This window comes from Methylophilaceae bacterium, assembly GCA_018398995.1.
GTDB lineage: Bacteria > Pseudomonadota > Gammaproteobacteria > Burkholderiales > Methylophilaceae.
In genome coordinates, this window is the sequence record CP073759.1 from 217,419 (window position 1) to 237,680 (window position 20,262).

The following is a 20,262-nucleotide window of genomic DNA, read 5'->3' on the forward strand; positions in this document are numbered from 1 at the left end:
ATATGATTGAAGGTCTAGTACAAATTTTTTTATGGCAGGGAATAGGCGAACTGGTTTCAAAATTTTTACTGCCCAATATGCCTGGCCCCGTCATTGGGCTAATATTATTAGTTGCGTTTTTATCCATTAAAGGTGAAGTAAACCCATCCCTGAGCATGGTTGCTGATGGGTTTCGGCAACATCTTGCTTTATTGTTTGTGCCCGCTTCTGTCGGCGTTATTCTTTTTATTCCCGCATTAAAAACACATGCGTTTGCTGTGAGCGTTGCATTAATTGTGAGTGTTATTTTAGCCATCGCAGTAACCGCGCTTGTGCTTAAATTATTTAGCATCAAAGAACCAGCTTATGCCAACACCAAAGCCTATAAACAAGAAATGAAAGAGCTTGATGAGGATAGACGGCAACAAATTGCCAACCGTAAACGACAAAGACAAGACAAAGCCACAAAACAGACAAACAGCACAGCAACGGGGGTGAACAATGACCGATAGGCTGCCTATTTCAGAAATTTGGGTGTATCTTTCTGGCGATCCCTTATTTGCACTGGTATTAACATTAGCAACCTATCAACTGGGTTATACGCTCTACGTAAAATCTAATCGTAATCCAATACTAAACCCAGCCGCCATCTCCATCATCCTCATCTCTGTCATTATCTCTCAGTTTGGCTTCGGCAACTCTTATCAAGATGCCTATCAGCAATATTTTGAAGGCGCACAATTTGTACACTTTTTACTTGGCACGGCAACAGTAGCGCTTGCTGTTCCCATTTATCGCGGCTTTGCACAGATGAAAGGCAAAATGATACCCATCTTAGTCGCTTTAATTGCTGGTAGCATGGCGTCCATTGCCAGCGCAGTGTTAATTGCCAAATATATGCAAGCCGATGAAAGCATTATTGGTAGCATGTATACCAAATCCGTTACTGCACCTATCGCCATGGGTATTGCAGAACGCATTCAAGTCTCCCCAACACTCACCGCCGTATTCACGGTGATTACTGGCATTTTGGGGGCTATTTTAGCGCCGTACATTTTAGATATTTTTAAGATTAGGCCTTGGTGGATAAGAGGCACTGCTATTGGCGTTGGTGCGCATGGTTTAGGCATTACCCGCGCCTTTAGTGTTAATGAACAAGCAGGCATTTTTGCCAGTATGGCAATGGGTTTAAATGGCGTGCTGAGCGCCATAATTTTGCCCTATGTTTATACACTATTACATGGATAAATATGAGAATACAACGTGGCTAAAGCAGCAAAAACAAATAACATAGAACGCATTTTGCATAACCAAGGTTTTGGTTCACGCAAGCTTTGTCGCATCATGATTATTAATGAAGAAGTAACCGTTAATGGTGAGCTCTGTGACGACCCTAATGCTGTGTTTGCATTAGATCATTTGCAGTTTACCGTGCAGGGTGAAGCATGGGATTACAAACAACAATCTTACTTAATGATGCACAAGCCAAGCAATTACGAATGCTCGCACAAAACCCAACACCACCCGACCATTTATAGCTTATTACCACACCCATTAGTCGAACGCGGTGTGCAATGTATCGGGCGATTAGATGAAGATACAACTGGCTTAATCCTCATTTCAGACGATGGACAGTTTATCCACAAAATGAGCTCGCCAAAACATAAAGTCCCTAAAGTGTATGAAGTGACGTGCAAACACCCTATCAGCGATGAACAAATCACCCATATTTTAAATGGCGTACAACTGGTAGACGAAGATAACCCTATCGCTGCGCTAGAATGCACGCGCCTTTCAGACAATGTCATTCATATGACCTTAGCAGAAGGTAAATACCACCAAGTTAAACGCATGGTGGCCGCCATTAGCAACCGTGTAGAAGGCTTAAAGCGCATTCAAATTGGCAAACTTCAATTACCTGACGACTTAAAAGTGGGTGAATGGCGATGGTTAAGTGAACAAGACATGCTTGCCCTTAACAGCAACGCCCACTTCACTTAACCTATCGAATAAGCTCAGTTTTACTCAAACTACTGGATCGCCACGCTATGCTCGCGATGACAGGCTGGCTAGCAATCCATGACCATACTTAAATGCCAGACTGCCACGCCGCGCTCGCAGTGACAGAAAAGGGGTGTGAAGTAGGCTTTGTAGGGTGAGCAGATGCTGTCCACGCGTTAGTTTCCATGTCAAAAATTGTAACGCCTGACTACGCTAGTTAACCGCCCTACCTGACTGATCAATGGCAGTTGTCAGCTGTCATACCTGGTTTAGTCTCTTGTTTCATGCTCTATTTGGTTTTCAGTGTTTTGCTCTTGACTATCCATTAGTGAAATAGCCTTTTATTAAACAAAATAGCATCTAGCGATATATCAAATACGCGCTCGATATTGTTGGATGTCAGCACTTCTTGTGTCTTACCTGCAGCTGCTAGTTTGCCTGCTTTCATGAGTAATACTTGGTCGGCGTAGCGCAAGGCTAAATTAAGGTCATGGATTACCATACACACACCAATATTGTTGCAAATAGCTAATTTACACATCAAGCTTAATACTTGGTGCTGATGTTTTAAGTCTAAGGCAGATGTGGGCTCATCTAAAAAGAGGTAGGTATTCTTGGTATCCCATAATTGCGCAATGACTCTTGCCAGTTGGACGCGCTGTTGCTCTCCGCCAGATAGTGTTGGAAACACCCTATGTGTTAGTGCCAAACAATCCAGTGATTGTAATGCGCGCATGGCTATTTCATCATCTAGACCACTAGATGTGTTGTTACTATAAGGATGACGCCCCATTTTGACGATATCAAAAGCCGTAAAAGGGAAATCGATGGCAGTAGATTGAGATAATACTGCTCTTGTTTTGGATAATGCCGCTAACGAGTAAGCGTGTATGGATTGATTGTTAATACTGATACTGCCTACCTGAAACTGCATGGCGCCTGTTAAACATTTAAGTAAGGTGGATTTGCCTGCCCCGTTTTGTCCTAAAATGGCAGTGACATTTGCCACGGGAATTTGTGCAGAGACATTATCTAGCAGTAAGCGGTCTCCTAAAGAAAATGTAAGTCAAGTCTTTTTGAGAATAAGTCTTAATTAGATTTAGAAGATGATTATTTACAGTGTTGTCTATTGTTGACATAAATAAAAGTAAAATAGTCATCTGTTCACTTAAAAAGCGATTCAGTCAGGCATCGTAGCGCGTATAACAAGCATGCGCATTATGGTTCGCTTGATTGGCGCCAAATTGATTAGGTATATTGAATGATAGCCGTCTTTTTTTTAGCGCTGGCATTAAGCATGGATGCATTTGCGGTTTCGATTGGCTTAGGAGCCAAACATGCCGTTAATCGTAAACAATTAGCTTTAATGGCAGCCCTCTATTTTGGTCTATTCCAAGGCATAATGCCTTTGATTGGCTACTTGGCTGGCAAGCGTATTCTGGGCTGGGCCGAAGCCTATACCGATGGAATTGCCTTTTTTATATTGCTCATGATTGGTGGAAAAATGGTGCATGAATCATTTTTTGCTGGTAAAGCAGATGACATAAAAAATATCACGCATCAAGTCATGCTTATGCTTGCTATCGCAACCAGTATCGATGCCTTAGCAGCAGGCGTTGCCCTTAATGTATTAGCACTACATCCATTACTCTCTTGCTTTATCATCGCCATCACAACCACACTCTTTAGCTACGCAGGTGTGTTGGTTGGCGCAAAAAGTGGCACCAAACTTGAAAGCAGAGCAGAACTATTAGGCGGTGTTGTGCTGATTTTAATTGGCTTGAAAATATTATTATTGTAAAAACCAAGTTATTTAATGGTTTAATATTGTTTAAGTATGTCCCCTTGAGGATTGCGTCATGTCTCGTTTTTCAACGCTATTATTGATTACGCTTGCTTCTATTTCACTGTCGAGTTGCGCTTTGCGCTCGATGCAGTTGGTTGCTAATAATCATTTACAGCGCTTATCTTTCACGACCCTAGCCAACACAAATCAAGGCGCCGCCACTGCGATTGATGTTGTATTGATTAACGATACCAAAGTGATTGGAGAAATGCCAAAGTCGAGCGCTGCTTGGTTTAGCCAAAAAGACGCCCTATTAAGGCAATACAGTTTTGGTATGGTATCGATTGAGATGGCGCCACTCACCACATTGAAGGCGGTTAAACTACCACACGATAGTGCTGATGCTATCGCAATTGTGGTGTATGTTAATATGCTGACTGATCAGCCAATCATTCGTATTCCAGCAAGTCAAGAATGTGTGAATATCCGTTTAACTGAGCATCGCATTCAATACGAGACCTGCTAATAAGCTGAACGCACACCAATCTGACCATTAATTAAAATGAATTAAACAAAATGAAACGACTATACCAATACTTTTTCCGTGGGTTAATTACTGTTTTGCCTATTGGCTTAACTATTTATTTTGTCTATGTATTTTGGACATGGTCTGAGCAATTTTTTAAATCATGGATAACGCCTATTGTTGGAGATGCTTATATTCCTGGCATGGGGCTAACCATTGGCATTGGCAGCATTGTGATACTGGGATACTTAATTTCACACAGTATTATTATCAAGCTGTTATCAATGGTTGAGTTTCCTTTTGCCAATATTCCCGTAGTAAAAAGCATTTATCTCTCGCTAAAAAACTTTGCAGACTACTTTAATCCAGTACAACAAGCGCCATCGCAACAAGCGGTGATTTTAAAATCACCCCATTCTGATTTGGAAATGATTGGCTTAATCACCATGCAAGATGCCGAAGCTTTTCCAGTGGGATTTAGCCCGAAAGACCGCGTCGCGGTGTTTTTGCCCATGGGTTATAACATTGGTGGTTATACTGTGTTTGTGCCTAGAGAATGGATAACGCCTGTGGAAATGTCGGCAGAAGAAGTCATGCGCAACTCATTATTTGCATGGATGATGAATAGCAAAGAGCAAAACAAGTAATGGATTATCAGCATGGAATACTTTGTTGAGTTTGGTTATATTGGTCTTTTTATCGCGGCATTTCTTGCCGCTACTATCTTACCGTTAAGTTCCGAGCTAGTATTTAGTGCACTATTACTCAATGGCGCATCAGCTAACACATTGATTCTTGTGGCAACGATTGGCAATGTATTGGGTTCTCTAGTTAATTATGCGCTCGGTTATTGGGCAAGTTTAGGGGCAATTAAACGATGGCTTAATCGATCAGACCATGCATATAGCATTGCAGAACAGCGTATTAAAAAATATGGCCTATGGTCACTATTATTTGCATGGGTGCCAATGATTGGCGACCCATTGACTGTGGTCGCAGGTGTATTACGCATTCGTTTATTGTGGTTTTTAATCTTAGTCAGCACTGGGAAATTGCTACGCTATGTGGTGGTTGCTTATTTTGTTTTGCAAGCAAGATAATCATTTTATTCAGATAGTTAAAGCGAAACTTAAAAAGCTTGTATAATAGCCCCAACCCTACGCATTACCAATCAGCGTAGCGGCATAATAAAGATGGCTGATTATTCTCAATCGCCATACTAGACAATCCTTATATTCGTCTGCCTCGATTGGTATTGCTATCGTGCAATTGGCCGCCGTAGGAAAACAAACAATGAACAATGAAGTGATAAACACTGACACAAATCAACCTATTATTGCAGGTGATTTTAATAATTTAGGCTTAGCACAACCGCTATTAAAAGCCATTGAAGATGCTGGTTACACCATACCAACACCGATTCAAATTAAAGCAATTCCTCTCGTTTTACAAGGTGGCGATTTACTCGCTGGCGCACAAACTGGCACGGGCAAAACGGCAGGGTTTACCTTACCTATTTTGCATTTACTTTCGCAAAAACCCGCTCCAAAACCAGCAAAAGGCAAGCCTCGCTGCTTAATTCTAACGCCCACGCGTGAATTGGCCGCCCAAATTGGTGAGTCAGTCGCTACTTATGGCAAATATTTGACTTTAAAGTCGATGGTAGTGTTTGGCGGGGTGAGTATTAATCCACAAATTAATCGTCTGGAACGATTGATTGATATTTTAGTCGCTACGCCAGGCCGTTTGTTGGATTTAGCTAACCAAGGAAAGGTGGATTTATCTGGTATCGAAATTCTTGTGCTAGATGAAGCTGACCGTATGTTAGATATGGGGTTTATCCATGACATTAAAAAGATTTTGGCAAGATTACCCAAACAGCGTCAAAACTTATTGTTTTCTGCCACTTTTGCTGATGAAATTAAACGGCTAGCCGATAGCCTATTGAATAATCCTGGTTTTGTTGAAGTAGCAAAACGCAACACCGCCTCAGAGATGGTAGCGCAAACAGTACATATGGTGCCACAAGCGCACAAACGTGATTTAGTTGCGCATTTGATTAAACAAAACAACTGGCAACAAGTGTTAATTTTCACGCGCACCAAGCACGGCGCCAATCGATTGGCTGAAAAATTAGTCAAAAGTGATATTAGTGCACTTGCTATTCATGGCAATAAAAGCCAAGGCGCTCGTACCAGAGCGTTAGCCGAATTTAAGGCAGGCAACACACGCGTATTAGTGGCAACCGATATTGCTGCTCGTGGCTTGGATATTGATCAGTTGCCACAAGTCGTGAATTTTGAATTACCGAACGTGGCTGAAGATTATGTGCATCGAATCGGTCGTACTGGCCGTGCAGGTGCTTCTGGCGCTGCGATTTCTTTGGTTGATCGCGAAGAATTAAAATATCTAAAAGATATTGAAAAACTCATTAATCGTGAGATTCCTCGTGTTCAAGTTGAAGGCTTTGAAGCACCAACAGTGATTGAACCGGAACCACCAAGATTATTCCGCGGACAACAACCCAATGGCGGCCAAAACCAGAAGAAAAAACAAAGTCAAGCCAAGCGCCCACAAGGTCAAGTCAATGCAAGAGGTCAAAGTAATGGTCAAGGACAACAACGTGCATTTGGACAAGAGGCAAAACCACCAAGAGGTGAGCAAGCTAACAGAAAGCCTAATCATCCATCTAATGAAAATTTATCTGAAGCCGCAAGACACCAAGCACAGCCGCAACCCCCTATTTATGCGGCGGATTTAAAAACCAACTATCGTCCTGGTGGCAGAAATAATAGCGGTACCGGCGCTGGTAATCGCGCCAGAAACAATCATGGTAGGAACAGCAATACAAGCCATGGCGGCGGTAACCGAGGCAGATAAATGTTAAGGATGTGGGTGGACGCCGATGCTTGCCCAGTGGTAATTAAAGAAATGCTTTATCGTGCGGCTGACCGAGCGAAGGTGGAAACCCGCTTTGTGGCCAATAAGCTATTACGTTTACCACCCTCCCCTTATCTACAAGCTATCCAAGTTGCACAAGGATTTGATGTTGCGGATAATAAAATCGTGCAAGAACTAAATACCGGCGATTTGGTCATTACTGCTGATATTCCATTGGCGGCACAAGTGATTGCAAAAGGCGGGCATGCGTTGAATCCACGCGGCGAGTTTTACTCATCAGAGAATATTCAAGAACGATTAGGGATGCGTAATTTTATGGAAGAGTTACGTGCAAGCGGTGTTCAAACTAACGGACCCAATGCATTTAATGCTGCTGATAAAAAAGCGTTTGCTGCCCAATTAGATCAATTTTTATCAAAGAACTGTAAATGATGTTTTGTTTAGGATATAAACCATGAAAAAAATAGCCTTGCTAGCCTTTCTCTTACTTGCTAGTTGCATGGGTGTACCAGAAAACGTTGAGATTGTTGATGGTGTCAATGCAGAACAGTATTTAGGCACATGGTATGAAATTGCGCGCTTAGATCATAGCTTTGAACGGGGTTTGGATAATGTCACTGCACAGTATGAGCAAAATGCTGATGGTAGTATTAAAGTGATTAATAAAGGCTATAACCGCGAAGAAAAAGAGTGGAATAAGGCCATCGGTAAAGCGTATTTTATTGAAAAGGCAAATGCAGAAAACACCTATTTAGGGAAATTAAAAGTTTCTTTTTTTGGTCCCTTTTATGGCGCATATAACATCATCGCGCTTGATAAAGTGTATTACAACTATGTGATGATTTGCGGCCCAAATAAAGATTACCTTTGGATATTGTCACGCACACCAGAGCTAAGCTACCCCATCAAGCAAGAATTGGTTAGTCAGGCAAAAGCCTTAGGTTTTGCCACGGATAAACTGATTTATGTAAATCAAAATCCCGATATCCCAAACTATGACGCAGGGCAACATGTGATTAAGAAAAAAGCAGAGTGATTTTGCATTAATGCTATATTAATGCGACGGTTAATTGAGTGGCTTGAGTATAAAGCCAGATTGTTTAAACGCCTGAATCAAGCCATTATCACCCGCTAAATGTGCGGCACCAACAGCAACAAAAATCGACTGTTGTTGTGCTAAATCAATTGCTCGCTTTGCCATTAAGACATTGCGTTCATCGAGCAATTTGAATCGCAGTCGTTGCCATAATGCCTCAGGCAAACTTGAACCAGTTATCTCTGCATCCAAATTAAGCAGTTCATCACTGTCACCTTGTAAATAAACGGCAATTAATCGCTCAAAGTCTTTTTCTTTTTGTGCTTCTGACATTGCCAATGCGGCACGCAACATCACCATCTGATCCGCGAAATTAAAACTATCAACAACACCAAAATGCTCTTCACTCGTTTCTAAGCCTTGGACTGGCTTACCAAAATCTTCAGCATTACGCATTAATAAATTATCCTGTGCATAAGGTGTTTGTGGTTTTGATTGACTAAACACCACCGCCAACAACCAAGGTTTCATGCGTAATGCTTGATCCAGATGCATGACATGAAATTCTGCTAAAGTTTTCACTTTATCCAGCTCAGCTTCTGTTATCGCATCCTTTAGCGAACCATCTTTCATCATAAAATTGCTAGGATTACTATTAGGTTGCGTTTCCATCACAAATACATCCACTTGTTTCAGTGCCTTCATAATAGAGGCCGAGAAATCTGTCACCCGATTATCATCGGTATGAATGGTGCCAAACAAATAACTCACTTGCCCACTTGGCGATGTCATCTGCCAAAACAAACCCTTTTCTGTGGCTGTCACCAGCATAGATGTGCTGACTAGCAGTAAACCGTTCATGACAAGCAGCAGTCGTTTAAAGTAAGTCACATGCATCCTTTTGTACGCTATATTAATGGTGTGTTTTCTTTTTAGTTGCTGGCCTTGCCGCATTTTTCATCTCATGAAAAGCTGCGGGCATGCTACCTGGTTTGCGTCTTGCATTCACTGTTGCTTTTGGCTGAAAACGACTGCCATCAGATTGCCTAATAGTACCGATTACCGCAGGCTGAAAAGCGGGTACTAATTGTTTTTTACCAGGCCCAATTAAATCTGCACGTCCCATTTTCTTTAGTGCCTCGCGCAATATTGGCCAGTTTGCGGGATCATGATAACGAATAAACGCTTTATGTAACTTGCGTACACCGCCAGCTTTAGGAATAGGCACACCTTCAGAATCTGCAGTCACTTTACGTAATGGATTTTTGCCGCTGTGATACATGGCGGTTGCCATTGCCATTGGTGTTGGCGTGAAGTTTTGCACTTGATCTAACCTGAAGTCATTGCGCTTTAGCCATAGCGCTAAATTCAACATGTCTTCATCTGTCGTTCCAGGATGTGCCGCGATAAAATAAGGAATTAAGTACTGTTTTTTACCTGCTTCAGCACTAAACTTTTCGAACATGGCTTTAAACTCATCGTATGCGCCCATGCCTGGCTTCATCATTTTACTCAGTACGTTTTCTTCGGAATGCTCAGGTGCTATTTTTAAATAGCCGCCAACATGGTGCTGCACTAATTCCTTCACATATTCTGGTGATTTCACTGCAAGGTCGTAGCGCAAACCAGAGCCAATTAATATTTTCTTAACACCTTTAATATTGCGCGCTTTACGATATAGCTGAATCAAGGCGCTATGATCGGTATTTAGGTTTTCGCAAACGTCGGGATATACGCAAGATAATTTACGACATGCGCTTTCTATCGTTTCTGATTTACAAGCAATGCGATACATATTGGCCGTTGGTCCGCCAAGGTCGGAAATAACGCCAGTAAAGCCTTCGACTTTATCACGAATTTCTTCCACCTCTTTCAAGATAGATGCTTCACTACGGCTTTGAATAATGCGGCCTTCATGCTCGGTAATACTACAAAAGGTACAGCCGCCAAAACAACCGCGCATAATATTGACGCTGAAACGAATCATTTCCCATGCAGGAATTTTTGCACCTTTGTAGATAGGATGCGGTTTACGTGCATACGGCAAATCGTAAACAAAGTCCATTTCTTTGGTAGTTAGCGGAATGGGTGGTGGATTCAACCATACTTCTCTATCGCCATGTTTTTGCACCAGCGCCCGCGCGTTACCTGGATTAGCTTCTAGATGTAGCACCCGTGATGCGTGCGCATACAACACAGGGTCTTGCGAAACGGCCTCGTAAGAAGGCAAGCGTACCACTTGTTTAGTTCTATCTGCTTTGGGCTTTCTGGTGCGCAAACTAGGTACAATTGCAATCGGCTTAGTGCCTTCTGGCAGCACCGCATCTGATTGAGCATCACCGGTGGCACAACTCGCATCGGCTTTGCCCATTTTCATTTCATATGGGTCAACTGGGTTATCAATCTTGCCGGGTCTATCTAACTGGGTCGATTCAATTTCATCCCAACCTTCTGGCAAATGTTTGCGGATAAAAGCAGTACCACGAATATCTTGTATTTCACTCACCGGCTCACCTTTGGCAATTCGGTGCGAGAGCTCAACCAAAGCACGTTCTGCATTGCCATACAGTAAGATATCGGCTTTAGAATCGACTAAAATTGAACGGCGCACTTTATCCGACCAATAATCATAATGCGCAATGCGACGCAAACTGGCTTCAATGCTGCCAATAACCAACGGTATTTTAGGATACGCCTCTCTGCAACGCTGACTATAAACTAGTACCGCTCTGTCTGGACGTTTATTGGGTGCCGCATCTGGTGTATAAGCATCATCTGAGCGAATTTTACGGTCTGCGGTATAACGATTGACCATGCTATCCATATTGCCTGCGGTAATGCCAAAATATAGATTTGGTGCGCCCAACGCTTTAAAAGCGCTGGCATCTTGCCATTCTGGTTGCGCGATAATACCAACTCGAAACCCCTGTGCTTCTAACAAACGGCCAACCAATGCCATACCAAAACTGGGGTGATCAATATAGGCGTCACCAGTCACCAAAATAATATCGCAACTATCCCAGCCAAGGTCATCCATTTCCTGTCGCGAGGTTGGTAATATCGTTGCCACACCAAAACGTTTCGCCCAGTAAGGGCGATAACTTTGGATGGGTTTGGCGAGCATGCTAGTGTAATGTTCCATAGCTCGGCATTTTACGCGGTAATTGTTTGATTTAACATCCTTTTATCTGAAGATTTTGATGACTATATGCGATTATCTAAACGGCAACGATGTTAGACGCAAGCCTATTTTTGCGTAATATCTCATTTATTATCAACAATAAGCGCAAATGCGTTGCTTTATACGCATATGGCTATCATAAGCAAAAAAGTTTTGGTAGTGTACGTTATTAGCAGTGAATAATAATGAAGTTATGAAAAAAATAGCCCTGTTCAAGCACTTACTGCAACCTCTACTCGTGATCGGTACGATTGCAGTTTTCACTTCTGCCTTTTACTTATTCTCACTGCATTTTGAAGCAACAGAAAAAGATGCTATTTATGAAACACAGAAGCTAGAGCATGTATTAATGATGGCTAAAAGCTTGGTGAGTGAGCGTGTTTACTCCTCGATGGCCTTGCTGAAACAAAAAAGCAATCGATTAGGTTTGCCCAGCATTCATGGTGTTACTATTTTACAGAAAGAGCTGATTCCAAAACTACAATTAGGCAGCCAATCACAAACAAACCAAACTGACCTTGTAGATAGTGTGACAAATGTTGTCAATGGCACTGCTACTCTATTTGTCAAAAAAGACAATGCCTTTATTCGCATTGCAACAAACATCAAACAAAATAATAGGCGCGTTGTTGGGACGCGATTAGATCCAAATGGCATAGCAATCAAGCACTTAATAAAGGGACAAGCCTTTTATGGCGTTGTTGATATTCTAGGCGAGCCTTATATTTCTGGCTATGAGCCTATCATGGATATTAACAACCAAGTTATAGGGGCATGGTACGTTGGGTATAAGGTAAATGTTGGCGCACTTGATCAAGCCATCAAAGAGTGGGGGTTTTTAAAAAATGGTTTTGCAGCAGTAACAGACTATAACGATAACATCCGATTTTTATCTAAGCATACTGATATAAAACAAGCAGCATCTGTACTCAAAGAGACCGATCAAAAATGGTTTGTTGCACATCGCGATATTCCTGAATGGAATTTTCATGCTTATATTGCGTTCCCAATAAAAGATGCTTATATCAATAGCATTGCATCGCTGTATCCATTGCTAGTATTAAGTGGCATTTTTGGGGTGGCACTCATCGTTGTTGCGCAGCGCGGCATTCATCGCTTTGTATTGGCGCCACTTGGTGGCGAGCCAGAAACGGCGAGCAGGCTTTTGAATAGCATTCGGCAAGGCAATTTTGATGAAGATAACACCATGGCTGAACCACATACACTCATCGCTAACATTCTTGAAATGCGAAGCCGTTTACGTCATATGGTGAGTGAAATTAAAGAAAATGCCGATCGGCTTAATATTTCATCCAGCGTTTTTCAACATGCGCATGATGGTATTTTTATTACTGATGTACAAGGGAATATTATTGAGACCAATCCAGCATTTACTGAAATTTCGGGCTACTCTCGTGAGGAGGCCATGAACAAACAACCGCATCAACTTGGGTTTAGTTTTCAACTAGATGCCTTTTTTTCTGACTTATTCGATGCATTTAAGTTTAATGAAGGCAAACAAGGCGAAGTCTGGTGTCAACAAAAAAATGGCAAAGCGTACGCCGCTTGGTTAGACATGTTTCCCGTTAGAGATGCGCAAGGTACACTGATGCATTATATTGGATTATTTACTGATAATACACTTGCTAAAGAACAGCAAAACACCTTAAAACGTCTTGCATATCATCATGCGCTCACACAATTACCCAACCGTGTTTTATTTTCGGACAAACTACAGCAATCATTAGCATTGGTTGAAACCGATAACGGTGCGATTGCTATCTGTTATATCGATTTAGATAATTTCAAACCTATTAACGATCAACATGGCCACGCGATTGGTGATCAGTTGCTGGTTTTACTAGCAGACCGCCTGCGTGATAATTGCCGAAATCACGACACTGTTGCTAGGCTAGGTGGCGATGAGTTTGCTATATTACTCAATGACTTACCTACAGCAGCTGAATATTCAAAAGCATTAGATCGTATCCTGCATGCCATCGAGTTACCATTTCATATAGACGACCATACCTTTTATATTTCAGCGAGTATTGGTTTTACTGTCTATCCTAACGATAACAATCCGCCAGATATATTATTACGCCATGCTGATCATGCTATGTATCATGCCAAAACCAATGGTGGCAAACAGCATCATTTATTTGACTTGAATCTTGTCGAAGCATCTCAACATCAGCAACGTTTAACACAAGATGTAACAAAGGGATTAAAAAATAACGAGTTTCTCATTTATTATCAACCGCAAGTTAACTTAAAAACAGGTGCTGTTATGGGAGCGGAAGCCTTAATACGCTGGCAACATCCCAATCGTGGCTTTCTCAATCCAAACGATTTTTTACCTGCTATAGAACATACGCAACTGATTATTGATATTGGTGAGTGGGTGATATTGAACGCACTAGCCCAATTGGAACAATGGCGAAATGACGGCTTAACTATTAGTATCGCCATTAATATTGCAGCGCATCATATTATCCAACAGAATTTCTACCCTTTTTTAGAAAAAGCATTACAGCAGTATCCTGATATGCTTGGCAACAAACTAAATATCGAGATTACAGAAAGTGCTGCTATCAACGATTTTGAAAATGTTGCACAAACAATTAAAGCTTGTAAAAATCTCGGCGTCACCTTTTCTATTGATGATTTTGGGGTGGGCTACTCATCGCTTATTTCATTACGAAAGCTCCCAATCGATATCATCAAAATTGACCGCTCATTCACAAGTGGCATGCTCAATGACACTGAAGACTTAGCTGTTGTAACAAGCATTGTCACACTCAGCCGTCAATTCAATCGAAAAGTTGTCGCTGAAGGCGCGGAAAACCATGCACAATTACATCAATTACGTACTTTAGAATGTGCATATGCCCAAGGTTATGGCATTGCAAAACCAATGCCTGCCCATCAAATGGCTGATTGGATAAAGGTCAATCATCCTTTTAAATACTAATTATTAAGTTAATACAATATAAACGATCATTAATCTATGACAGATGAATTTTATCAACTAGATACTGGCTACGTACTTGCCCTAAAGCAAAATACGCCTTTCCCTCCTTTGGAACAAGCACTTAGTGAACCCAATGGCCTTATTGCCATTGGCGGCGATTTAACTAGCAAGCGTCTTTTACAAGCTTATTCACTTGGTATCTTTCCTTGGTTTAATGGTAATGAGCCAATCATGTGGTGGAGTCCTAATCCGCGTATGGTGTTATTTCCAGCAGAGCTTAAAGTGGCAAACTCCCTTAAAAAAACCATCAAAAAGCAACCTTATCATCTCACTATCAATACAGCTTTTCGTGAAGTAATCACTGCTTGCAGTGTGGTGAAGCGCCCTGATCAAGCGGGCACTTGGATCAATCAAGACATGGTTGATTCTTATTGTGCGTTACATCATTTAGGGCATGCCATTTCTAGCGAAAGTTGGCTAAACAATCAATTAGTTGGTGGTTGTTATGGCGTCATCATTGGTAGCATGTTTTATGGTGAAAGTATGTTTCATACGCAAACAGATGCGTCAAAAATTGCTTTTGTTAATCTTGTGAATTACCTCAAAACCAAACAAGTTGGTATGATTGATTGCCAAATGAAAACACCTTTATTGACCAGTTTTGGCGGGCGTGAAATTCCACGTGAAGTATTTAGTCAAACCTTATCAAAGTTGGTACACTTATCAACATGAGCTCACCTAAAGAACTACCAGCACAAAAATTGCAGTTTTATGTCACAACGCCCTATGCTTGTGGTTACATCGCAAAAAATCTTGCCCAAAGTTTAATTGCCGCACCGCACCACTTAGTGAACGCGGATATTTATAGCGAACTGATTACCCAAGGCTTTAGACGTAGCGGCAAATTTGCTTATCGCCCACATTGCGAACATTGTAATAAGTGCGTACCAGTGCGTATTGTGCTTGATGCGTTTGCTCCAACGCGAAGCCAAAAGCGCGCCTATAAACAACATCACGAATTAACTGCAAACATCATCCCATTGGGCTTTCATCAAGCGCATTTTGCGTTATATACCGCATACCAGGCCTTAAGACATACCAATGAGGATGATATCAACCAAAGCACGACAACCAGCGAAGCAGATCAATATAAACAGTTTCTCTGCCAAAGCAATGTTGATAGCTTCATGGTTGAGTTTAGAGACGCGTCCAACCAAGTCAAAATTGTCAGCGTGATAGACACCCTTAACGATGGACATTCTGCCGTCTATACTTTTTATGATGCTGCTGAGCCAAAAGCCAGTTATGGCACTTATGCCATTATGTGGCTAATTGAATGGACTAAAAGTCTCAATTTACCTTATCTATACTTGGGTTATTGGATTGCCGAAAGCCAAAAAATGGCCTACAAAGAAAAGTTTAACCCACAAGAAAAATATATCAACGGCGAATGGCTAACCGATGCAATTGTCACCAACACTTACAAGGATGATGCATGATTTCAGAAGATCATATTCAATCTGCTATTGCAGCTGGCATTTTAGACGAAGCCACCGCCAACGCATTAAAAGCGCATGTAATGGCCGCTAGCGATGTTGCGGATGAAGAGCATTTTCGCTTAATTTCAGGCTTTAACGATATTTTTGTCGTCATCGCTAGCCTGCTATTGCTTACCTCCCTTAGTTGGATAGGTGACGCACTTTATGGCAGCTTACTAGCAGCAATTGCCGCTTGGGGATTGGCTGAATTTTTTGTATTGAAACGTCGTATGGCATTACCCGCCATTGTGTTATTACTGGCTTTTGTTGGGTATTTATTTGCGGCATCAACTAACATAATGATGCCTGTTGGTGCTGAAGGCGCAGCCACCTTTATCACTCCCTCAATTGTTGCAACCCTAGCCGCATGGTTACATTGGATACGTTTTAAAGTACCGATTACTATCGCCGCAGGCACCGCAGCATTAGTTGCAACCCTACTAGCATCCTTAGCAAGCATTCATCTTTCTGCCAATTTATTCACGCCAATTGCGATCATGCTGGGTCTAGGTGTATTCGCCTTTGCCATGTATTGGGATAAACAAGATACCAAACGTCAAACACGAAAATCAGATATCGCATTTTGGTTACACTTACTGGCGGCACCCATCATTGTTCATCCTGTTTTCGATCTTATCGGCGTGCTGGATGGCAATATCAATATAATGCAAGCCAGCATAGTACTCATTCTTTACATTGGTATTGCCGTTATCTCTTTATTCATCGACCGACGCGCACTGATGGTCTCTGCACTTGGTTATGTGGTTTATGTTTTTAGCACGCTACTCAACGATATGGGTCATGTCGGCATAGGCTTTGCCGTCACCGCATTCAGCATCGGCTCGGCGCTGCTTCTGCTTTCCGCCTTTTGGCACAAATGCCGTGCCTATTTATTGGTATTAGTACCGAGTCAATTGAAATTATATTTACCTGCTTGAGCATACTGCTAGTAGTGTGTTTTCATACAAAGAACTGTGCGCGAATCCGTCTTAGACTTACTAAAACTACAAATAAGTGATGCACTTTTGATGGCTTTACGCAAAACGACAACACGCCTGCCGACACAAGCAATACGGTGATGATACAATTCAGCCTTTATTTACTTCTCTATAAACACTACTACATGTTGAAAAAACTCGTTATTTTTGGTGTTGGGCTAATCGGCGGCTCGGTTGCGTTGGCTTTAAAAAAGCAAGCGCATGCACCGCTATGCGTGGGTGTTGGACGTAATCAAGCGAGTTTAGATCAAGCGTTAGCGCTACAAATTATTGATGCAGCAACAACAGATATTGCAATGGCTTTAATGAATGCAGATATGGTGTTAATTGCTGCACCTGTTGCACAAACCAAAAGCATTTTGCAAAGTATTCAGCCGCACCTCAGTAAACAAACGATTATTACCGATGCTGGCAGTACCAAAACCGATATATTGGCCATTGCAAAAGAAGTGTTAGGCGAACAAGCTAGTCAATTTGTTGGTGGGCACCCTATTGCTGGCGCTGAAAAATCAGGCCCTACTGCGGCGATGGCTGATTTGTATATTGGTAAACACGTCGTGTTAACGCCTACGGCAGAAAACAGTACTGAGCAAATCAACCAAGTACGACAATTGTGGCAAACTTGCGGCGCTAATGTGATAGAGATGCCAGCAGAAAAACATGACGGTATTTTTGCAACGGTGAGTCACTTGCCACATTTATTGGCGTTTGCTTTGGTAGAAGATATTGCTTCACGCGATAATGCCGATGAGCTATTTCAGTTTGCCGCAAGTGGATTTAGGGATTTCACGCGCATCGCAGGTAGCAATCCGGAAATGTGGCGTGATATTAGCTTTGCCAATAAAGCCGCATTATTAAGTGAAATTACGCGTTATGAACAAGCCCTTTCAACCTTAAAACAAAACCTAGCAAATGACGATGCTAAGGCGTTACAAGCCGCATTTCAACGCGCAAGTGATGCGCGCAAGCAATGGGCAAAAGATAAACAATCATAGATTTCAATGGATAGATTAGAATTGTAAATTGATGGAACAACTACATTTAAAAGCCGCTTCTAAAGTACATGGCGAGATGCAATTGCCGGGCTCAAAAAGCATTTCTAATCGTACATTATTGCTGGCGGCCCTGGCGAGAGGCAACACAGAAATTAAGGGCTTGCTAGCTTCTGATGATACCGATCGCATGTTAGAAGCACTGCAAATATTGGGTATTCACCTGAGTCAAACAGGCGACAGTCTTTTTGTGCAAGGTTGTAATGGACATTTCCCTAATAAACAAGCTGATTTATTTTTAGGCAATGCGGGAACAGCATTTAGACCGCTGACCGCTGCCTTGGCTTTTTCAAATGGTCAATATCATTTGCATGGTGTGCCACGTATGCACGAGCGTCCAATTGGCGATTTAGTCAATGCGCTACAATCTGCAGGGGCACAAGTGCAATGCTTAGCAAATGCAGGATTTCCGCCACTGCAAATTTCACCTGCAAGCTTAGATGTCAGTAAGCCGATTCAAATCCGTGGTGATGTTTCTAGTCAGTTTTTAACGGCCTTGCTGATGGCTTTGCCACTGACTGGTCAGCAAGCAACGATTGCAGTAGTGGGCGAACTCATTTCCAAACCATACATTGAAATTACACTCAACTTAATGGCTAAGTTTGGCGTGCAAGTGCAACGCGATGGCTGGCAAAGCTTTACCATTCCAGCCAATAGCCAATACACCAGCCCTGATATTATTTATGTCGAAGGTGATGCTTCCAGTGCATCTTACTTTTTAGCTGCTGGCGCGATTGCTGGCAGTGTGCAGGTAAAAGGCATTGATGCAAACAGTATTCAAGGTGATGTGAAATTTGCTGAAGCATTAGCGCTGATGGGCGGCACCATTCACTATGGTGAAAACCAGATTACCACCAGCAAGCCAAACACATTAAAACTAAAAGCGATTGATTTAGACTGCAACCACATGCCAGATGCGGCGATGACATTAGCAATATTGGCACTGTTTGCTGACGGCACAACGACATTACGCAACATTGCTAGTTGGCGTGTAAAAGAAACCGATCGATTAACGGCAATGGCAACAGAACTACGCAAAGTTGGTGCATCGGTTGTTGAAGGTGAAGACTACATTACCATCACACCTCCTAAACAATTAACGCCAAACGCTGAAATTGATACCTATGACGATCACCGTATGGCAATGTGTTTTTCATTAGTGAGTTTGGGCAATATACCAATTACCATTAACGATCCAACATGCGTTGCTAAAACATTCCCTCGCTATTTTGAAGTATTCCAGTCTATTGCGCTTTAGGTTTATGGATAAGCCCATTCGTGTTCATCCGCCTCATGTTTTTGTAGGTGATGATGCATCCATGCTTTTTCATGAAAATAAAATACAATGGTGTTAATAGCAGGCTCGACAAGCGCAACAAGCCCGCCGATTAAAGCGCTGCCTGTGAGCAAATAGGCAACCGTAAATGCAACACTAAAGTGTAAAATAGCAAACGTCATTGTTTTAATCATATTGCGCTCCTGAATAATGGGTTGTTATGCTTATTATGGTTGCTTTAAAAACAACAATCCAATTGATTGTTTTTACCTTTTTGATTAATTTTATTTATTGAATTTTCTTGATATACAACTTAACCATGGTTTTCAATTTATGATTCCTGTTATTGCTATCGATGGCCCATCAGCATCTGGAAAAGGATCTGTCGCTGAACGTGTTGCCGCCAAACTTGGCTTTCATTATTTAGATTCAGGCGCGCTATACCGCATTGTTGCATTAGCCGCATACAACATACAGATTTCATGGAGCGATGGCGCTGCACTGGGCAACATGATCCCAAATCTACAAATCGCATTTAAAAATGGTGCTGTATTACTTAATGACGAAAACGTTTTTGACGCTATACGTAGCCCTGCCATCAGTGACGGTGCGTCTCGCGTAGCCGTACATCCAGAAGTGCGACACGCATTGCTCGAACTACAGCAGGGTTTTAGACAGGCGCCTGGATTGGTAGCAGACGGCAGAGATATGGCAAGCGTTGTATTTAAAGATGCTCAACTCAAAATATTTTTAACAGCCCATGTGCAGGTGCGCGCAAATCGCCGCTACAAACAATGTTTACAACAAAATACTATTGCAGATTACGATACTATTTTACAAGACTTACAAGAAAGAGATGAACGCGACAGAACGCGCAGTTCCGCGCCTTTAATCCAAACCAAACAAGCTGTATTACTTGACACAGATAACCGTAATATTGACGAAGCTGTCGACTTTGTACTACAAGAATATCAAACAAGCTTACAAAAATACCATTCTGAGCAATAAATCTTG

At 41.9% G+C, this 20,262-nt stretch carries 21 protein-coding genes; 17 read left to right on the forward strand and 4 right to left on the reverse strand.

Going from position 1 to position 20,262, the window contains the following annotated elements:
- Nucleotides 1–2: 2 nt before the first annotated feature.
- Genes KFB94_01080 through KFB94_01090 form a run of 3 tightly spaced genes read left to right on the forward strand, consistent with a single transcriptional unit; the run spans nt 3 to nt 1,980 of the window.
- Nucleotides 3–491, forward strand: a complete 489-nt coding sequence (locus KFB94_01080) for a CidA/LrgA family protein (GenBank protein QVL45753.1) — start codon at nt 3–5, stop codon at nt 489–491.
- Entirely contained in the window at nt 481–1,227 is a 747-nt protein-coding gene (locus KFB94_01085) for an LrgB family protein (protein QVL45754.1), read from the forward strand. The genes KFB94_01080 and KFB94_01085 overlap by 11 nt, the downstream gene beginning before the upstream one ends.
- A gap of 15 nt (nt 1,228–1,242) precedes the next feature.
- A complete protein-coding gene (locus KFB94_01090) occupies nt 1,243–1,980 on the forward strand; it encodes a pseudouridine synthase (protein ID QVL45755.1) in 738 nt (245 codons plus the stop codon).
- A gap of 325 nt (nt 1,981–2,305) precedes the next feature.
- On the opposite strand, the gene KFB94_01095 is transcribed toward KFB94_01090, so the two are convergent.
- The gene (locus KFB94_01095) at nt 2,306–3,019 is read right to left on the reverse strand and encodes a heme ABC transporter ATP-binding protein (GenBank protein QVL46511.1); all 714 of its coding nucleotides are present in this window, start codon (nt 3,017–3,019) and stop codon (nt 2,306–2,308) included.
- A gap of 222 nt (nt 3,020–3,241) precedes the next feature.
- On the opposite strand from KFB94_01095, the gene KFB94_01100 reads away from it, so the two are divergent.
- The 7 genes from KFB94_01100 to KFB94_01130 all read left to right on the forward strand — a co-directional run bounded on the left by KFB94_01100 (nt 3,242) and on the right by KFB94_01130 (nt 8,229).
- Nucleotides 3,242–3,781: a manganese efflux pump gene (locus KFB94_01100; protein ID QVL45756.1), complete on the forward strand. Its 540-nt coding sequence runs from the start codon at nt 3,242–3,244 to the stop codon at nt 3,779–3,781.
- Nucleotides 3,782–3,839: 58 nt separating this feature from the next.
- Nucleotides 3,840–4,292 (forward strand): hypothetical protein, encoded by a 453-nt coding sequence (locus KFB94_01105; protein ID QVL45757.1) that lies wholly within the window; start codon nt 3,840–3,842, stop codon nt 4,290–4,292.
- A gap of 50 nt (nt 4,293–4,342) precedes the next feature.
- The gene (locus tag KFB94_01110) at nt 4,343–4,939 is read left to right on the forward strand and encodes a DUF502 domain-containing protein (protein ID QVL45758.1); all 597 of its coding nucleotides are present in this window, start codon (nt 4,343–4,345) and stop codon (nt 4,937–4,939) included.
- Between the two features lie 12 nt (nt 4,940–4,951).
- Nucleotides 4,952–5,392, forward strand: a complete 441-nt coding sequence (locus tag KFB94_01115; GenBank protein QVL45759.1) for a DedA family protein — start codon at nt 4,952–4,954, stop codon at nt 5,390–5,392.
- A gap of 193 nt (nt 5,393–5,585) precedes the next feature.
- Nucleotides 5,586–7,172, forward strand: coding sequence for a DEAD/DEAH box helicase (locus tag KFB94_01120; protein QVL45760.1), 1,587 nt, complete (start codon nt 5,586–5,588; stop codon nt 7,170–7,172).
- Nucleotides 7,173–7,625 carry a YaiI/YqxD family protein gene (locus KFB94_01125; protein ID QVL45761.1) on the forward strand — a complete coding sequence of 151 codons (453 nt, stop codon included), beginning with the start codon at nt 7,173–7,175 and terminating at the stop codon, nt 7,623–7,625. It abuts the gene before it with no gap.
- Between the two features lie 22 nt (nt 7,626–7,647).
- Nucleotides 7,648–8,229 (forward strand): lipocalin family protein, encoded by a 582-nt coding sequence (locus tag KFB94_01130; GenBank protein ID QVL45762.1) that lies wholly within the window; start codon nt 7,648–7,650, stop codon nt 8,227–8,229.
- Nucleotides 8,230–8,259: 30 nt separating this feature from the next.
- Here KFB94_01130 and KFB94_01135 read toward each other — a convergent pair whose 3' ends face one another.
- Both KFB94_01135 and KFB94_01140 read right to left on the reverse strand, forming a co-directional pair.
- Nucleotides 8,260–9,126, reverse strand: coding sequence for a TraB/GumN family protein (locus tag KFB94_01135; protein ID QVL46512.1), 867 nt, complete (start codon nt 9,124–9,126; stop codon nt 8,260–8,262).
- A gap of 16 nt (nt 9,127–9,142) precedes the next feature.
- Complete coding sequence (locus tag KFB94_01140; protein ID QVL45763.1) at nt 9,143–11,371, reverse strand: YgiQ family radical SAM protein; 2,229 nt, start codon at nt 11,369–11,371, stop codon at nt 9,143–9,145.
- Between the two features lie 232 nt (nt 11,372–11,603).
- Here KFB94_01140 and KFB94_01145 point away from each other — a divergent pair, with 232 nt between their 5' ends.
- From KFB94_01145 to aroA, 6 genes are all read left to right on the forward strand, one after another.
- The gene (locus KFB94_01145) at nt 11,604–14,384 is read left to right on the forward strand and encodes an EAL domain-containing protein (protein QVL45764.1); all 2,781 of its coding nucleotides are present in this window, start codon (nt 11,604–11,606) and stop codon (nt 14,382–14,384) included.
- Between the two features lie 36 nt (nt 14,385–14,420).
- Entirely contained in the window at nt 14,421–15,116 is a 696-nt protein-coding gene (gene aat / locus KFB94_01150; GenBank protein QVL45765.1) for a leucyl/phenylalanyl-tRNA--protein transferase, read from the forward strand.
- On the forward strand, nt 15,113–15,883 hold the full coding sequence (locus KFB94_01155; protein QVL45766.1) for an arginyltransferase: 771 nt from the start codon (nt 15,113–15,115) through the stop codon (nt 15,881–15,883). The genes aat and KFB94_01155 overlap by 4 nt, the downstream gene beginning before the upstream one ends.
- Nucleotides 15,880–16,860, forward strand: coding sequence for a hypothetical protein (locus tag KFB94_01160; GenBank protein ID QVL45767.1), 981 nt, complete (start codon nt 15,880–15,882; stop codon nt 16,858–16,860). Before KFB94_01155 ends, KFB94_01160 begins: the two co-directional genes overlap by 4 nt.
- A gap of 188 nt (nt 16,861–17,048) precedes the next feature.
- Nucleotides 17,049–17,915 (forward strand): prephenate dehydrogenase/arogenate dehydrogenase family protein, encoded by an 867-nt coding sequence (locus KFB94_01165; protein QVL46513.1) that lies wholly within the window; start codon nt 17,049–17,051, stop codon nt 17,913–17,915.
- A gap of 31 nt (nt 17,916–17,946) precedes the next feature.
- Nucleotides 17,947–19,230 (forward strand): 3-phosphoshikimate 1-carboxyvinyltransferase, encoded by a 1,284-nt coding sequence (aroA, locus tag KFB94_01170; GenBank protein ID QVL45768.1) that lies wholly within the window; start codon nt 17,947–17,949, stop codon nt 19,228–19,230.
- Between the two features lie 2 nt (nt 19,231–19,232).
- Here the strand turns inward: aroA and KFB94_01175 are convergent, their stop codons facing one another.
- A complete protein-coding gene (locus KFB94_01175; protein QVL45769.1) occupies nt 19,233–19,442 on the reverse strand; it encodes a DUF2061 domain-containing protein in 210 nt (69 codons plus the stop codon).
- 139 nt (nt 19,443–19,581) lie between these two features.
- On the opposite strand from KFB94_01175, the gene KFB94_01180 reads away from it, so the two are divergent.
- Nucleotides 19,582–20,256, forward strand: coding sequence for a (d)CMP kinase (locus KFB94_01180; protein ID QVL45770.1), 675 nt, complete (start codon nt 19,582–19,584; stop codon nt 20,254–20,256).
- Nucleotides 20,257–20,262 lie beyond the last annotated feature (6 nt).

Excerpts from the sequence above, each read along its gene's own strand:
- KFB94_01080 (QVL45753.1), top strand. The coding sequence starts at position 3 with ATGATTGAAGGTCTAGTACAAATTTTTTTATGGCAGGGAATAGGCGAA.
- KFB94_01085 (QVL45754.1), top strand. The coding sequence starts at position 481 with ATGACCGATAGGCTGCCTATTTCAGAAATTTGGGTGTATCTTTCTGGC.
- KFB94_01100 (QVL45756.1), top strand. The coding sequence starts at position 3,242 with ATGATAGCCGTCTTTTTTTTAGCGCTGGCATTAAGCATGGATGCATTT.
- KFB94_01105 (QVL45757.1), top strand. The coding sequence starts at position 3,840 with ATGTCTCGTTTTTCAACGCTATTATTGATTACGCTTGCTTCTATTTCA.
- KFB94_01110 (QVL45758.1), top strand. The coding sequence starts at position 4,343 with ATGAAACGACTATACCAATACTTTTTCCGTGGGTTAATTACTGTTTTG.
- KFB94_01115 (QVL45759.1), top strand. The coding sequence starts at position 4,952 with ATGGAATACTTTGTTGAGTTTGGTTATATTGGTCTTTTTATCGCGGCA.
- KFB94_01120 (QVL45760.1), top strand. The coding sequence starts at position 5,586 with ATGAACAATGAAGTGATAAACACTGACACAAATCAACCTATTATTGCA.
- KFB94_01125 (QVL45761.1), top strand. The coding sequence starts at position 7,173 with ATGTTAAGGATGTGGGTGGACGCCGATGCTTGCCCAGTGGTAATTAAA.
- KFB94_01130 (QVL45762.1), top strand. The coding sequence starts at position 7,648 with ATGAAAAAAATAGCCTTGCTAGCCTTTCTCTTACTTGCTAGTTGCATG.
- KFB94_01135 (QVL46512.1), bottom strand. The coding sequence starts at position 9,126 with ATGCATGTGACTTACTTTAAACGACTGCTGCTTGTCATGAACGGTTTA.
- KFB94_01140 (QVL45763.1), bottom strand. The coding sequence starts at position 11,371 with ATGGAACATTACACTAGCATGCTCGCCAAACCCATCCAAAGTTATCGC.
- KFB94_01145 (QVL45764.1), top strand. The coding sequence starts at position 11,604 with ATGAAAAAAATAGCCCTGTTCAAGCACTTACTGCAACCTCTACTCGTG.
- aat (QVL45765.1), top strand. The coding sequence starts at position 14,421 with ATGACAGATGAATTTTATCAACTAGATACTGGCTACGTACTTGCCCTA.
- KFB94_01155 (QVL45766.1), top strand. The coding sequence starts at position 15,113 with ATGAGCTCACCTAAAGAACTACCAGCACAAAAATTGCAGTTTTATGTC.
- KFB94_01160 (QVL45767.1), top strand. The coding sequence starts at position 15,880 with ATGATTTCAGAAGATCATATTCAATCTGCTATTGCAGCTGGCATTTTA.
- aroA (QVL45768.1), top strand. The coding sequence starts at position 17,947 with ATGGAACAACTACATTTAAAAGCCGCTTCTAAAGTACATGGCGAGATG.
- KFB94_01175 (QVL45769.1), bottom strand. The coding sequence starts at position 19,442 with ATGATTAAAACAATGACGTTTGCTATTTTACACTTTAGTGTTGCATTT.
- KFB94_01180 (QVL45770.1), top strand. The coding sequence starts at position 19,582 with ATGATTCCTGTTATTGCTATCGATGGCCCATCAGCATCTGGAAAAGGA.